The sequence below is a fragment of the Streptomyces sp. NEAU-174 genome, assembly GCF_052665095.1.
The window spans coordinates 707,341-721,694 of sequence record NZ_JBQTCE010000003.1 but is presented as its reverse complement, the minus strand read 5'-3'; the positions used below and the strand labels follow the sequence as shown (position 1 = coordinate 721,694).

Annotated in this window: 16 protein-coding genes; 8 read left to right on the top strand and 8 right to left on the bottom strand. The window is 70.3% G+C overall.

From position 1 onward, the window contains the following. Positions 1-74: 74 nt before the first annotated feature. Together ACT2CW_RS12590 and xseA are read right to left on the bottom strand one after the other, a co-directional pair. Entirely contained in the window at positions 75-389 is a 315-nt protein-coding gene (locus ACT2CW_RS12590) for an exodeoxyribonuclease VII small subunit (protein WP_445516573.1), read from the bottom strand. A gap of 10 nt (positions 390-399) precedes the next feature. Next, a complete protein-coding gene (gene xseA / locus ACT2CW_RS12585; protein ID WP_037960337.1) occupies positions 400-1,620 on the bottom strand; it encodes an exodeoxyribonuclease VII large subunit in 1,221 nt (406 codons plus the stop codon). A gap of 53 nt (positions 1,621-1,673) precedes the next feature. Between xseA and ACT2CW_RS12580 the strand changes: the two genes are divergently transcribed. Both ACT2CW_RS12580 and ppgK read left to right on the top strand, forming a co-directional pair. Further along, positions 1,674-2,735 carry a 4-hydroxy-3-methylbut-2-enyl diphosphate reductase gene (locus ACT2CW_RS12580; protein ID WP_445516572.1) on the top strand — a complete coding sequence of 354 codons (1,062 nt, stop codon included), beginning with the start codon at positions 1,674-1,676 and terminating at the stop codon, positions 2,733-2,735. A gap of 32 nt (positions 2,736-2,767) precedes the next feature. Continuing rightward, the gene (ppgK, locus tag ACT2CW_RS12575; RefSeq protein WP_445516677.1) at positions 2,768-3,523 is read left to right on the top strand and encodes a polyphosphate--glucose phosphotransferase; all 756 of its coding nucleotides are present in this window, start codon (positions 2,768-2,770) and stop codon (positions 3,521-3,523) included. Here ppgK and ACT2CW_RS12570 read toward each other — a convergent pair. Continuing rightward, complete coding sequence (locus ACT2CW_RS12570) at positions 3,429-4,103, bottom strand: DUF6542 domain-containing protein (RefSeq protein WP_432048970.1); 675 nt, start codon at positions 4,101-4,103, stop codon at positions 3,429-3,431. The genes ppgK and ACT2CW_RS12570 overlap by 95 nt on opposite strands. A 202-nt stretch (positions 4,104-4,305) precedes the next feature. Between ACT2CW_RS12570 and ychF the strand changes: the two genes are divergently transcribed. After that, a complete protein-coding gene (gene ychF / locus ACT2CW_RS12565; RefSeq protein WP_182473380.1) occupies positions 4,306-5,394 on the top strand; it encodes a redox-regulated ATPase YchF in 1,089 nt (362 codons plus the stop codon). Positions 5,395-5,651: 257 nt separating this feature from the next. Here ychF and ACT2CW_RS12560 read toward each other — a convergent pair whose 3' ends face one another. Next, the gene (locus ACT2CW_RS12560; RefSeq protein WP_164429822.1) at positions 5,652-5,990 is read right to left on the bottom strand and encodes a helix-turn-helix domain-containing protein; all 339 of its coding nucleotides are present in this window, start codon (positions 5,988-5,990) and stop codon (positions 5,652-5,654) included. 627 nt (positions 5,991-6,617) lie between these two features. Here ACT2CW_RS12560 and ACT2CW_RS12555 point away from each other — a divergent pair. Beyond that, positions 6,618-6,992: a hypothetical protein gene (locus tag ACT2CW_RS12555; protein ID WP_164429824.1), complete on the top strand. Its 375-nt coding sequence runs from the start codon at positions 6,618-6,620 to the stop codon at positions 6,990-6,992. 179 nt (positions 6,993-7,171) lie between these two features. Here ACT2CW_RS12555 and ACT2CW_RS12550 read toward each other — a convergent pair whose 3' ends face one another. The 4 genes from ACT2CW_RS12550 to ACT2CW_RS12535 all read right to left on the bottom strand — a co-directional run bounded on the left by ACT2CW_RS12550 (position 7,172) and on the right by ACT2CW_RS12535 (position 10,702). Next, complete coding sequence (locus ACT2CW_RS12550) at positions 7,172-7,480, bottom strand: SCO5918 family protein (RefSeq protein ID WP_445516571.1); 309 nt, start codon at positions 7,478-7,480, stop codon at positions 7,172-7,174. Between the two features lie 45 nt (positions 7,481-7,525). Next, positions 7,526-7,924 carry a CBS domain-containing protein gene (locus ACT2CW_RS12545; protein WP_445516570.1) on the bottom strand — a complete coding sequence of 133 codons (399 nt, stop codon included), beginning with the start codon at positions 7,922-7,924 and terminating at the stop codon, positions 7,526-7,528. Positions 7,925-7,971: 47 nt separating this feature from the next. After that, positions 7,972-9,489 carry a DEAD/DEAH box helicase gene (locus ACT2CW_RS12540; RefSeq protein ID WP_445516569.1) on the bottom strand — a complete coding sequence of 506 codons (1,518 nt, stop codon included), beginning with the start codon at positions 9,487-9,489 and terminating at the stop codon, positions 7,972-7,974. A gap of 556 nt (positions 9,490-10,045) precedes the next feature. After that, a complete protein-coding gene (locus tag ACT2CW_RS12535; RefSeq protein ID WP_445516568.1) occupies positions 10,046-10,702 on the bottom strand; it encodes a TetR/AcrR family transcriptional regulator in 657 nt (218 codons plus the stop codon). A gap of 52 nt (positions 10,703-10,754) precedes the next feature. On the opposite strand from ACT2CW_RS12535, the gene ACT2CW_RS12530 reads away from it, so the two are divergent. From ACT2CW_RS12530 to ACT2CW_RS12515, 4 genes are all read left to right on the top strand, one after another. Next, a complete protein-coding gene (locus ACT2CW_RS12530) occupies positions 10,755-11,126 on the top strand; it encodes a creatininase family protein (RefSeq protein WP_445516567.1) in 372 nt (123 codons plus the stop codon). A 43-nt stretch (positions 11,127-11,169) separates the two neighbouring features. Then, positions 11,170-13,068: a propionyl-CoA synthetase gene (locus ACT2CW_RS12525; protein ID WP_445516566.1), complete on the top strand. Its 1,899-nt coding sequence runs from the start codon at positions 11,170-11,172 to the stop codon at positions 13,066-13,068. Positions 13,069-13,210: 142 nt separating this feature from the next. Continuing rightward, on the top strand, positions 13,211-13,582 hold the full coding sequence (locus ACT2CW_RS12520; protein ID WP_191067411.1) for a DUF3140 domain-containing protein: 372 nt from the start codon (positions 13,211-13,213) through the stop codon (positions 13,580-13,582). Positions 13,583-13,682: 100 nt separating this feature from the next. Further along, the gene (locus tag ACT2CW_RS12515) at positions 13,683-14,309 is read left to right on the top strand and encodes an NADPH-dependent F420 reductase (protein WP_445516565.1); all 627 of its coding nucleotides are present in this window, start codon (positions 13,683-13,685) and stop codon (positions 14,307-14,309) included. Positions 14,310-14,354 lie beyond the last annotated feature (45 nt).

Genomic DNA, 14,354 nt, shown 5'->3' with positions numbered 1-14,354 from the left:
GTGTGGGGTGGGGAAGGTGCGCTGAATCACAATGTGGCTGCGTCCGTGGCTGCGTCCGGGCCGGGCCCGGACGGTCAGCCCTCCCCGGCGCTCTCCGCTTCCTCGGCGCCTTCGGCGCCTTCGTCCTCCGCCAGCGCCGCGTCCAGCCGGGCCCGCGCGCCCTCCAGCCAGTGGCGGCAGACCTTCGCCAGCTCCTCGCCGCGCTCCCACAGCGCCAGCGACTCCTCCAGGCTGGTGCCGCCCGCCTCCAGGCGGCGGACCACCTCGACCAGCTCGTCCCGCGCCTGCTCATAGCCGAGCGTGGTCTCCGCCCGCGCGCCCTGCCCGGCCCGCCCGTCCGTCTGCCCGGTCTGTCCGGCCTGCCCGGTCTGCTCGTCCGTCTTCGCCATACCCCTCACCCTATTCAGCGGGTCCGACAGCGACCCGCACCCGGAACTCGCCCTCGGAGACCCGCGCCCGCAGCTCCTCGCCCTCCGCGACCTCCTCGGCCGCCCGCACCACCGAGCCGTCGGGGTGCTGGAGCACCGCATAGCCACGGCGCAGCGTCGCGGCGGGGGAGAGCGCGACCACCCGCGCCTGGGTGTGGGCCAGCTCGGAGTCGGCCCGGTCCAGCAGATGGCCCAGGCAGCGGCGGGCGCGCTCCAGCACCGCCGTGATCCGCTCCTCGCGCTCGTCCACCATGCGGTGCGGCTCCCGCATGCACGGCCGGGCCAGCGCGGCGGCGAGCCCCCGCTCCTCCCGGTCCAGCAGCCCGTGCACACTGCGCAGCGCCCGCTCCCGCAGCTGCTGGACGCGCATCAGCTCCTCGCCCACATCGGGCACGATCTTCTTCGCCGCGTCCGTGGGCGTGGAGGCGCGCAGATCGGCGACCAGGTCCAGCAGCGGCGAGTCCGGCTCATGGCCGATCGCGGAGACCACCGGCGTACGGCACGCGGCCACCGCCCGGACCAGCTGCTCGTCCGAGAACGGCAGCAGGTCCTCCACGCTGCCGCCGCCGCGCGCCACCACGATCACGTCCACCTCGGGCAGCGCGTCGAGCTCCTTGACCGCCTCGATCACCTGCGGCACCGCGTGCACCCCCTGCACAGCCACATTGCGCACCTCGAAGCGGACGGCGGGCCAGCGCAGCCGCGCGTTCTCCAGCACATCGCGCTCGGCGGCCGAGGCGCGGCCGCAGACCAGCCCTATCAGCTGCGGCAGAAACGGCAGCGCCTTCTTGCGGTCGGCGGCGAACAGCCCCTCCGCCGCCAGCGCCTTCTTCAACTGCTCGAGCCGCGCCAGCAGTTCGCCCACGCCCACCGGGCGGATCTCGGCGGCCCGCAGGGACAGCTGGCCCCGCGGCGCGTACCACTCCGGCTTGGCGTGCACCACGACCCGCGCGCCCTCGGTGACCGTGTCCGCGATCTTGTCGAAGACGGCGCGGAAGCAGGTGACGGTGAGCGAGATGTCGTAACTGGGGTCGCGCAGGGTCAGGAACACCACACCGGCGCCCGGGCGCCGGGACAGCTGGGTGATCTGCCCCTCGACCCAGATCGCGCCGAGCCGGTCGATCCAGCCCCCGATCAGCCGGGACACCTCGCCGACCGGGATCGGCGCCTCCGCGGACGTGTTGACAGCCATGACCGCGAGGGTATCGGCCACCACCGACAGCAGTGGCGGTCATCGCCCCTACCATGGGGGACATGACTGCAACCTCCGCCCGCCGGGTCCTGCTCGCGGCCCCCCGTGGCTACTGTGCCGGTGTCGACCGTGCCGTGATCGCCGTCGAGAAGGCCCTGGAGCAGTACGGCGCGCCGATCTATGTGCGCAAGGAGATCGTCCACAACAAGTACGTCGTCCAGACCCTGGAGAAGAAGGGCGCCATCTTCGTCGACGAGACGGAGGAGGTGCCCGAGGGCTCCATCGTGATCTTCTCGGCGCACGGTGTCGCGCCGGTGGTCCACGAGGAGGCCGCCACGCGCAAGCTGGCCACCATCGACGCCACCTGCCCCCTGGTCACCAAGGTCCACAAGGAAGCAGTCCGGTTCGCCAAGGAGGACTACGACATCCTCCTGATCGGCCATGAAGGCCATGAAGAGGTCATCGGCACCAGCGGTGAGGCCCCCGAGCACATCACCCTGGTCGACGGCCCCGACGATGTGAAGAACGTCGAGGTGCGGGACGAGTCCAAGGTCGTCTGGCTCTCCCAGACCACCCTCTCGGTCGACGAGACCATGGAGACCGTGGACGCGCTCAAGGAGCGCTTCCCGCGGCTCATCAGCCCGCCCAGCGACGACATCTGCTACGCCACGCAGAACCGCCAGATCGCCATCAAGCAGGTGGCCGCCGAGTCCGACCTGGTGATCGTGGTCGGCTCCAAGAACTCCTCCAACTCGGTGCGGCTGGTGGAGGTCGCCCTCGGCGCGGGCGCCAAGGCGGGCCATCTGGTCGACTACGCGAGCGAGATCGACGAGGCATGGCTGGAGGGCGTCACCACGGTCGGCGTGACCTCGGGCGCCTCCGTTCCCGACGTGCTCGTCGAGGGCGTCCTGGAGTGGCTGGCCGAGCGCGGCTTCGGCGATGTCGAGGTCGTCCAGCCCATGCAGGAGTCGCTGACCTTCTCGCTGCCCAAGGAGCTGCGCCGGGACCTGCGGGCCGAGGCCGCCGAGGTCGCCGCGGCCGCCGAGGTCGCCGCGGCCTCCGGCGAGCCGGAGGCGTCGGCGGTCGCCGGCCGGCCCGAGGGGTCGCAGCGGTGACGTACGGCCAGGGGGACACGGGGGCGTCCGCGGTGAAGGTGTTCGGCATCGACATCGGCGGTTCGGGCATCAAGGGCGCCCCGGTCGACCTGGACCGGGGTGAGCTCGCCGAAGAGCGCCATAAGGTGCTCACCCCGCATCCGTCCACGCCCGAGGCGGTCCTGGACGGTGTGGTGGAGGTCGTCCGGCACTTCGACTGGTCCGGGCGGCCGGTCGGGGTGACCTTCCCGGGCGTGGTGAAGGACGGTGTCACCCTTACCGCCGCGAATGTCGACAAGAGCTGGATCGGTACCGATCTGGCCTCGCTCCTCGTCGAGCGGCTGGACTGCCCGGTCACGGTGCTGAACGACGCGGACGCGGCCGGGGTCGCGGAGGTGACGTTCGGCGCCGCCCGCGGCGTCAAGGGCACCGTGATCGTGCTCACCCTCGGCACCGGCATCGGCAGCGCGGTCTTCACCGACGGGCAGCTGCTCACCAACACCGAGCTGGGCCATCTGGAGCTGGACGGCCACGAGGCGGAGAAGCGCGCCTCGACCAAGGTCAAGGACGATCACGACCTCAGTTGGCCGCACTGGGCGCGCCGGGTGCAGAAGTACCTCCACCACCTGGAGATGCTCTTCTCTCCCGAGCTCTTCGTGCTGGGCGGCGGGGTGAGCCGTAAGGCGGACAAGTTCCTGCCGCTGATCGAGGGCGTCAGGGCCGGGATCGTGCCGGCGCAGCTTCAGAACAACGCGGGGATCGTGGGTGCCGGGATGGCCGCGGCCGCTGCTGCCGGCGACGCCGGGTGAACAGCAGGGCCCGCCGTACGAGCACGATCACCACGGTCAGCAGCGTCCCCGCGTAGAGCCAGCCCGCTTGCAGCGACAGCGCGGTGAACACCCCCACCGCCTGTCCGCTGAACCCCGCCGAACCCTCGTTGATCGGCAGCAGCCCGACCGTGTAGGCCAGCGGCGCCGTCACCGGCGCCGCCAGCAGATCGGCGGGCCGCACCCACAGCCCGCAGGCCGCGCAGGCGGGCAGGAAGAGCACGCTGTAGACGGTGGGGGAGCCGGAGAGCAGCAGCGCGTCCAGGCAGCCGATGCCGAGCATGGTGAGCGTGGTCAGCAGCCCCGCACCCAGCCCGGTCAGCCGGGGGTCCGGGAGGGACAGCCCCCGGGCCCGCCGCAGGACGGCGGGCAGCGCCGCGGCCGCTCCGGACGGCCCCGTACGGCGTGCGGCGGGCCGGGGCGCCCGGGCCGCGCCGCCGGACTGCCCCCGGCCCTGACCCGTGCCTCTGCCCCTGCCCCTGCCCGGATATGTGTCGTCGGCGGCGGGACGGGGCGACGGTGCCGCCGCGCGGCGGGGCGTACGCGTGCTGTAATGCTCCACCCGACCAACGTAGGTCGCCGGAGGGCGAGAATCCGGTCTTGGACACGCCCTTCGCAGGACCTTGGCAGTGTGTTCGACCGATTGTCAGCCCGGCCGGGTGATCGAGGGCGGCCCCGTAGACTGGTGGACCGGCCCCGGCTCCACCGGGGCCCGTCATCGGTACTCACATCCCCGCCACGGGAAGCTACGGGAAGTCGTCAACGTGTCGCTCACGATCGGAATCGTCGGTCTGCCGAATGTCGGCAAGTCGACCCTGTTCAACGCCCTCACCAAGAACGACGTGCTGGCGGCCAACTACCCGTTCGCCACCATCGAGCCCAACGTCGGCGTGGTCGGCGTCCCCGACCCCCGCCTGGACCGGCTCGCCGAGATCTTCGGCTCGGCCCGCAAGCTGCCCGCCACCGTCGACTTCGTCGATATCGCGGGCATCGTCAAGGGCGCCTCGGAGGGCGAGGGCCTGGGCAACAAGTTCCTGGCGAACATCCGTGAGTCGGACGCCATCTGCCAGGTCATCCGGGCCTTCAAGGACGAGAACGTCGTCCACGTCGACGGCAAGATCTCGCCGAAGAGCGACATCGAGACGATCAACACCGAGCTGATCCTCGCCGACCTCCAGACCATCGAGAAGGTGCTGCCGCGCCTGGTCAAGGAGGCCCGGATCAAGAAGGACAAGCAGCCCCAGGTCAAGGCCGTCGAGGAGGCCAAGGCCATCCTCGACGAGGGCCGCACCCTCTTCTCCGCCGGCATCGTCCAGGGCAGCGAGCGCGCCGCCCTCCTCCACGAGCTGCACCTGCTCACCACCAAGCCCTTCCTCTACGTCTTCAACGTCGACGAGGAGGAGCTCACCGACGACTCCTTCAAGGCCGAGCAGCGCGCCCTCGTCGCCCCCGCCGAGGCGATCTTCCTCAACGCCAAGCTGGAGGCCGACCTCGCCGAGCTCGACGAGGACGAGGCCCTCGAGCTCCTCCAGTCCGTGGGCCAGGACGAGCCCGGCCTCGCCACCCTCGCCCACGTCGGCTTCAACACCCTGGGCCTCCAGACCTACCTCACCGCCGGCCCCAAGGAGTCCCGCGCCTGGACCATCAAGAAGGGCGCCACGGCCCCGGAGGCGGCCGGTGTCATCCACACCGACTTCCAGAAGGGCTTCATCAAGGCCGAGGTCATCTCCTACGAGGACCTGGTCGAGACGGGCTCCGTGGCCGAGGCCCGCGCGGCCGGTAAGGCGCGCATGGAGGGCAAGGACTATGTGATGCGGGACGGGGACGTGGTGGAGTTCCGCTTCAATGTGTAGCGGGTGACGCGTCACCACGTCGCTGAGTGAATCGTCTCGGTCATCCTGACCGCCGATGCCTGCCGCTGCCAGGTGTGGGCCCGACAGGTCGGTAAGCGGGGGGTTTCGGGGCGACAGGTTACCGGTGGTACGTCGTCTGGTGCGGGTCGGACGGTCTCACCGGCCTTGACCCCGGCCCGTGACATCTCGTTGTCGGGCGCGGGCCAGCGCCGTCAGGATCCGGTTCCGTGCTGTGGCGCTGACTGTGTCCGGAAGCCTCAGGGTGAGTCGTCGTGCTGTTCGGCCGCGGCGCGGCGGAACTCCGCGTTGATGCGCTGGGCTTCCTCGAGTTGGTCCTCGAGGATCACGATGCGGCAGGCGGCCTCGACCGGCATGCCCTCGTCGACGAGTTCGCGGGCGCGGGCGGCGATCCGCAGTTGGTAGCGGGAGTACCGGCGGTGCCCGCCCTCCGAGCGGAGCGGGGTGATGAGGCGGGCCTCGCCGATGGCGCGCAGGAAGCCGGGGGTGGTGCCGAGCATCTCTGCTGCCCGGCCCATGGTGTAGGCGGGGTAGTCGTCGTCGTCCAGACGACCACTGAGCGGATTGTCTGCTGTCATTCTCACCTCGTTGAGCAACGCGTCGAGGGGCCCTGGTGCCGTGCGCACCAGGGCCCCGAAGGAAATTCAACACCATCTGTCGGCCCTACTGCTCTGCCGACCTTCTGTCTTCCGCTACGCCGCCCGAGGCGGGCGGGATCGCGGGGATCGCGGTTGCGTGACCGGGGACCACCTTCCCATCCGGGTCTTGCGGTACCCGGGCCGGTTCCCCGTGCCCGGGCGATCCTGATGGCGTCCGCTTCCTCCTTCTTTGCCAAGTCATCCACTTCGGGCTGCGCGGTGCGGCTGCCAGTCCCGTCGCCTTCCTGCGAACTACCTGGCTGCGCGACTCGACAGCCGCACCGACCTGCGAACTTCACGTACTTCTACCCGCCAGTTCGTGTCTGCCGGGTCTCGTTCGACTCTGTCTACGAGAAAAACCTTAACCGGCTTACTGGCCAATGTCTACTCTGGCGAGCATAGATTTTGTCCTGCGTGGGTCCTCGGTAACCTACGGCGCGTAGCGGCGGGCGTGCGCCTGGTCACCCGACCCGGCTCAGGGCCGCACCCCGGCGGGAGGCGTCGGTGCGTTCGCCGCCGCGTCCAGTGGGGTACAGCGGGCCGGACCGATGAATAAAATCGGCTCTCATGTCGAACGCTGACGAACTGCTCGTTGACGTGGCCGCCATGGTGGAGTCCGAGAAGAGCAACCAGATGTCCCTGACCGTGGTCACCGGCGGCGCTGTCATCACCGGTCGGTTGGCTCCCGAAGCCGTGTGGAGGCAGCGTGTGTCGGAGATCCTGAGGGACTCGGACCGCCTCGGCCCCTTCTCCGGCGTCTTCACCGCCGACGAGACACAGGGCCGGCCCGACCGCGGCGAGCCGCCCACGCATCTGCACTTCCACGTCGCCCGGATCTTGCAGGGAAGCATGGGGATTCCCGAGACAGGGGGGATGTACCGCGTCGCGATCAAGGACGTCAGCGCCTGGACCGTTGGCGACTTCAGCTACTCCGACTCATGAGTCACGGACCCCTGGTCGGCCCTGGAGGCGCTGTCCTGCCGACCGGACACTGAACCGAAAGCGTCGAGGGCTCGACCGGCACGTGCCGGTCGAGCCCTCGACCTTTGGCGGTTTCCCCTTGCATTTCCCGTTCGACCCTTCGACGCTGTCCTGGTCTCGGCTTTCGCCTCTCCCGCCGGTTACCGGGGAGCGGGGGTGCCGAGCTGGGCCGACGCTGCCTCGAGCGGAGTGAGACCGCGCGCGGGTGGGGTGTCGGGGAGGGCTCGGCACGTGAAGCCGAGACGGGTCATGGCCCTGGTGACTTCACCGGCGGTGAAGTCACGACGGTCCTGCCCGGTGATGACCTGGCCCACCTGCTTCACGGGGTACTGGCGGCGGCCGATGATCACGGAGTCGCCCGTGACGAGCTCGGGCGTGACGCCCTTCATCGACGCCAGCACCCCGCTCCTGGTCAGGTCGAACGGGAAACGGGCGATGACGCAGCGCATGGGTGCCTCACAGATGGCGGGAGGGGGCTGAGCGCGGAAGGCGGATCAGCGTGAGAGGGCGAGAATGCCCACGGCGCAGCCCTGCTCGTCGATGACGGGCAAGGCCGCGAGGCGCCCGTGCCGCATCGTGCGCTCGGCTTCGGCGATCGTGGTCATGGGCGAGGTGAACGGTCCGTCGTGGCGGAAAATGTCCCGCAGGCGGACCCGGTCCGTGTACGCGGAACTGCCGCGGACGACGTTGAGCTGGGCTTGGGCGATCAGCCCCGTACACTGGCCGTCCTCGTCGTAGACGAGCAGATGCCCGGAACGGGCGCTGGCCATGACGGACAGGGCCACCTCCACGGTCATGTCGTCCCAGACCTGCGGGCCGGGCGCGTCCATGGCGTCGGTCACGGTCTCGGTGGCTGAATCCGCCGGGTGCGGCGTCGTCTGGACCAGCGTCAAAAGGTGCCTCCTGGGGAACGGGCAAAAGTCCTGAGTCGAGGAAGGGCCTAAGCTGCCGCGTCGAGGGCGGAGTGCCGCCGAGCTTTATGGTGTGCCACCGCGCCGGTCCGGCGGTCCCCCGCGGCACGGCCGCGCCGACCGCGGGAGTCGGGGACGCCGCGCTGGGGGCGCTCCACCCCCGCTGTCGTGACGGCGACCGGAATGCCCGACGGAGTGCGCGCGCCGGTGATGCGGCTCAGTTCGGCCTCACCCGAGCGGACCTGGGTGGTCCGAGGGCGGATTCCGGCGTCCGCCATGAGACGGACCGCGCCGCGGCGCTGGGCGGGCGTCACCAGGGTGACGACGAGGCCGGACTCGCCGGCGCGGGCCGTGCGGCCTCCCCGGTGGAGGTAGTCCTTGTGGTCACTGGGCGGGTCCACGTTGACCACCAGGTCGAGGTTGTCGACATGGATCCCGCGTGCCGCGACATTGGTCGCCACCATGACCGTCACCTGCCCCTTCTTGAACTGGGCCAGGGTCCTTGTGCGCTGCGGCTGTGACTTTCCACCGTGCAGTGCGGCGGCCCGGACACCGCTCTCCAGCAGGTGGCCGGTGAGCCGGTCGACGGCGTGCTTGGTGTCCAGGAACATGATCACGCGGCCCTCTCGTGCCGCGATCTCCGTTGTCACCTGGTGCTTGTCCGCGCCGTGCACATGCAGCACATGGTGCTCCATTGTGGTGACCGCCGCCGCGGACGGGTCGACGGAGTGGACCACCGGGTCGACCAGGTACCGGCGGACCAGAAGGTCGACGTTGCGGTCCAAGGTGGCGGAGAACAGCATCCGTTGCCCCTCCGGGCGCACCTGCTCCAGCAGCGCTGTGACCTGCGGCATGAAGCCCATGTCGGTCATCTGGTCAGCCTCGTCCAGGACGGTGATGCCGACCTGGTCCAGGCGGCAGGCGCCTCGTTCGACGAGGTCCTTCAGCCGGCCCGGCGTCGCGACGAGCACCTCCGCCCCGCCACGCAGCGCACCGGCCTGTTTGCCGATCGACATCCCACCGACCGCCGTGGCCAGCCGGAGCCGCACGGAGCGGGCGTACGGAGCGAGCGCATCGGCGACCTGCTGTGCCAGCTCCCGGGTGGGCACCAGCACCAGCGCCAGCGGCTGCCGGGGCTCGGCCCGCCGGCCGGCCGTACGGGCCAGCAGCGCCAGGCCGAAGGCCAGGGTCTTGCCGGATCCGGTGCGCCCGCGGCCGAGTACGTCACGACCCGCGAGGGAGTTCGGCAGGGTCGCCGCCTGGATCGGAAACGGTACGGTCACCCCTTCGGCGACGAGCGTGGCCAGCAGCTGCCGGGGCATCTCGAGATCGGCGAACGTCTCGGCGGCGGGGAGTGCGGGGCTGCTCGTCACCGGCGGGGCGAACTCCCCCGGCGGTACGGGGCGGCCGCCCCCGTCACCGCGCGAACGGCTCGGACCACCGGAGCGCTTGGAGACAGTGGCCCTTGAGCGGCTGCCGCCCTTCCGGGAGCCGGAACTGCCGGTACGGGCAGGGGCGGAACGGTCGTTCGTACGTGTGCGGTTCATGCGGAACCTTCCTGGAAGCGGCACGCATCAAGGAATTTCCGCAGCACTCAGCAGTGCAGAGAATCGCAAGAACGGGCCAGAAAAAACGCCGAAAATGGGTCCGGTACGAGTGGGGGCTCGCACTCCACGGCGCGGGCCTCAGCTTCACGCTGCGGGTGTCAGCTCCGGGCGGGGACGATGTTCTCGGCCACGGGCCCTTCTGGCCCTGCGTGAGCAGTACCCGGAGACCGCGCTCTGCGGCCTCCGTGTCGCGCGATGATTACCCAGCCCGGAATCTGAAGATTTTGGGAACCACAACAGCAACCGGAGGAAACAGTAGCACGGCGCAGGTGGACGTATATGTTAAAGCATTACGCTCCGTCTATCATCTCAGAAAGTTTCATCGCGGGTCGTGCAGATTTCTCATTTCGCCACCACAGATATTCGGTCCGCCCGGGGCACGGCCGAGCGGCCCGGCGCAGGCAGTGGTCGCGCCCACGCGGCGGAGCCGCATATCGACACAGCCCCGCGCCCCTTCGGGGCGCACCCGAACCGCACCGGACTTCAATGAGGCGGCTTAGTCGCGGACACCGTAGCGATCGAGGAACATGGCGATTCCCTCTTCGACGACCACGTCGAGCGGCGGGATGTTCATGACGTCCGGTCCGATCGCCATGACCTGCGGCCAGATGATGAATTCCTGGAGGAGTCCCAGGAATTGATGTGCCGCCAGTCCCGGGGACGGGCAGTCGATCTTCCCGGTCTCGTGCAGACGCTGTAGGCAGTCGGCGAGTGCCTTGGTCAACGGCTCCTTGCCGACCCGGTAGAACTCCTCGGCGATCCAGGGGCTGCGGCGGGACTCGGCGATCACCAGCCGGGTGAAGGCGACCTGGTCCGTGTCCTCGATGAAGGTCAGCAGGATCTGGGCGAACTGCCGCAGGAATCCGGCCGGGTCACCGTCGCTCCCCAGACTCTGTTCGAGGCGCGTCGACAGGTCTTCGAGCGGCAGGCTGGACCAGTGGTGCTCCATCACCGCGCGGAAGACCGCCTCCTTGCTGCCGAACTGGTTGTAGACCGTCTGCCGGGCGACCTCGGCCTGGGTGGCGACCCGTTCGAGGTTCACACCGTCATAGCCGTCCCGCAGGAAGAGCGCCTTCGCCGCCGCGAGGATCTTCACTCTGTTGCGGGAGCGACCCTTGCCTTGCCGGGCGGGCTGGGAGGGCGCGGGGGTCACCGTCAAGCACCTCTTTCTGCACTGGACGCACCAGTCCAGTGCGTCCCGATGCGTGGATCCGGGGTCCGCCGGGACCCTTGTCAACCCCAAACTTGGACTGTACTGTCCAGCCAAGCCGGACACCCCGGAACTGGCGGCCCAGGACGCACCGGTGCTGCTTCCCGTGGGCTCCACCGAGCAGCACGGTCCGCACCCGCCCACCGGTGTTGATGACTTCCCCAGCGCGGAGGCGTGCCGCCGGTCAGCCAGGATCATGGTCGTTCAGGGCAGGCCCGTGGCCGTCGCTCCGTCCCTCTGGTGCGGGCTGGCGGACCATCATGTCGAGTTCGGCGGCACCTTCACCCTCACACTGGCGACGTACCACGCGCTGTTGCGCGATGTGTGCCGCGCCATCCTCATGGCCGGCTTCAGCAAGATGAAATGACCCTGCGGCAGGGCGCGGACGGAACGAGCAAAGGGGCATCGACATGACGCAGGCGCCGAAGCAGGACGGCTATGCGGCTGAGTACCGGCGCAGCCTGGAGGATCCGGAAGGCTTCTGGCTGGACGCCGCCCGTGCCATCGACTGGACCGTCGCCCCGAGCCGGGCCCTCGACGCCTCGGAGGCCCCGCTGTACCGGTGGTTCCCGGACGGGCGGTTGAACACCTGCCACAACGCTCTGGACCGCCACGTCGACGCCGGGCGCGGCGACCAACTCGCGCTGGTCTACGACAGCCCGGTCACCGGCCGCAAGGCGGCGTTCACCTACCGGGAGTTGCGTGACGAGGTCGCGCGGTTCGCCGGAGTGCTGACCGGGCTCGGGGTGGCCCAGGGCGACCGCGTCGTGATCTATATGCCGATGATCCCCGAGGCTGTCGTCGCCATGCTGGCCTGCGCCCGCGTCGGCGCCGTCCACTCGGTCGTCTTCGGCGGATTCGCCGCGCGTGAGCTCGCCGTGCGCATCGACGACGCCCGTCCCAAGCTCGTCATCGCCGCCTCGTGCGGCATCGAACCGGCCCGTGTCGTGCCGTACAAGCCGCTGCTGGACGATGCCCTCGCGCTGGCCGAACACCAGCCGGAGCACTGTGTCATCCGCCAGCGGCCGCAGTGCGCGGCGGAGATGACCGGCCGTGACCTCGACTGGGACCGGGTCATGGAGACCGCCGAGCCGGTCGGCTGCGTCCCCGTGGCCGCCACCGACCCGCTGTACATCCTCTACACCTCCGGCACCACCGGCCGGCCCAAGGGCGTGGTGCGCGACAACGGCGGCCACGCGGTCGCGCTGCGCTGGTCCCTGGAGAACGTGTACGACACCCACCCCGGTGAGGTCTTCTGGGCGGCCTCGGACGTCGGCTGGGTCGTCGGCCACTCCTACATCGTCTACGCGCCGCTGCTCACCGGCTGCACCACCGTGCTCTACGAAGGCAAGCCCGTCGGCACTCCGGACGCCGGTGCGCTGTGGCGGGTGATCGCCGAACACCGTGTGACGGCACTGTTCACCGCGCCGACGGCGATCCGCGCGGTGAAGAAGGAGGATCCGCGCGGAGCGCTTCTGGACGCCCATGACATCGGATCGCTGCGCCATCTGTTCCTGGCCGGCGAGCGCCTGGACCCGGAGACCTACCGCTGGGCCACCGATCTGCTCGGCGTTCCGGTGGTCGACAACTGGTGGCAGACCGAGACCGGCTGGCCGATCGTCGCCAACCCCATGGGCCTGGAGCCCCACCCGCTCAAGGCCGGTTCGCCCACCGTGCCCATGCCCGGCTACGACGTGCGCATCCTCGACGCGGCGGGCCGGGACGTGCCGCCGGGCGCCGACGGCGCGGTGGCGATCCGGCTGCCGCTGCCGCCCGGCACGCTGCTCACCGTGTGGCAGGACGACGCACGGTATGTGCGTTCGTACCTGTCCGCCTACAGCGGCTACTACCTCACCGGCGACGGCGGCCGTAAGGACGACGACGGCTATGTCTACGTCATGGGCCGCGTCGACGACGTGATCAACGTGGCCGGGCACCGGCTGTCCACCGGCGCGATGGAGGAGGTGCTCGCCGCTCATCCGGATGTCGCCGAGTGCGCTGTCGTCGGCGTCGCCGACCCGCTCAAGGGGCAGGTGCCGCGCGGTCTCGTCGTGCTCAAGGCGGGCCTCGACCGCGATCCGCACGACATCGCCACGGAACTCGTCGCCGCCGTCCGGGAGGCGATCGGCCCCGTGGCGGCGCTGCGCCGGGTCGACGTGGTCGCCGCCCTGCCCAAGACGCGCTCGGGGAAGATCCTGCGCCGCACCATGCGCGACATCGCCGACGGCCGGGACGCCGAGCTGCCCTCCACGATCGACGATCCCGCGGTGATCGAGGCGCTGCGGCCGGTACTCCGCGACGACGGCTGAGCGCTCCGCTGGAAGTGCCCTGACCTGTCGTCGATCGTCCGCGGCGCCGTCGGACGGCCGTTTCGTGGCGTCAGCGGCGGCAACCCGGAGTGCCCTGGCTGTCGAACCACAGCCGACCGCAGGCACAAGAGGGAGAAGGCCCATGGCGGACATATCGGAGCAGGAGCTGGACGAGGTCTGGAACCAGTTTCACTCGGTGGTGAACATGACCTCGCGCGAACTGCACGAATGGCTGATGACCGAGTCCGCCGGTGAGGTCACCGAGAGGCTGCCGGAGGAGATGGGCCCGGAGACCGGGCGCCATGTGCTGGAGGTGCTGGGCAAGCGGCGCGGGGACCTCACCGACGACGACATCGGCGTCATGCGCGGGGTCGTCGACACCGTCACCGCCGAGCGGGGCGACGACCTGGACCCGACGGCGGGGGACGCCGACTGGCGCCACCGGATGATGAACCTGGGGCACGACCCGCTCAAGCCGCTCGCCTCGGAGCAGTCGCAGGCCCGCCGCCGCTGAGCGCGGGCCGCCGACCATCCTGCCCCGCCGGGGATGCATGATCCGCGGGGTGCCGGTAACCCGCCGGGGGTCCACCACAGACGAGGAGGGGAGCAACGCCGTGCGCATCGGAATCATCGGAGCGGGCCATATCGGCTCGACGCTGGCCCGCCACTTCGCCTCGATCGGCTACGAGGTGGCGATCGCCAACTCCCGAGACCCGGACACCCTGGCCGACCTGGTGACCGACATCGGCGGCCCGATCCGCGCGGTGACCGCCGAGGAGGCGGCCCGGACCGGCGAGGCGGTGGTCGTGTCCATCCCCTACGGCCGCTACCGGGAGCTGCCGACCGAGCCGCTGCGCGGCAAGGTCGTCATCGACACCTGCAACTACTACCCCGAGCGGGACGGAAACGACCCGGACCTCGACTCAGACGCCACCACCTCGAGCGAGAAGATCCAGGCCCACACCGGCGCCAACCTGGTCAAGGCGTTCAACGCGATCTACTGGGAGAACCTCCGCGACCACGCCCGCCCCAAGGGCGCCACCGACCGCGTGGCCATCCCGCTGTCCGGCAACGACGAGGAGGCCAAGGCCGCCGTGGCCGGACTGATCCGCGACATCGGCTTCGACCCCGTGGACGCCGGTCACCTGGGCGAGGGCGGCCGCAAACACCAGCCGGGCAGCCGCGTCTACGCCACCGAGCTGTCCTCCGCCGAAACCAGCGCCCTGCTGAGCGTCGCCTGAGCCCAGGGCCCGGTGCCCGAGGGCCCTGCGTCCGTGCGCCGCGGA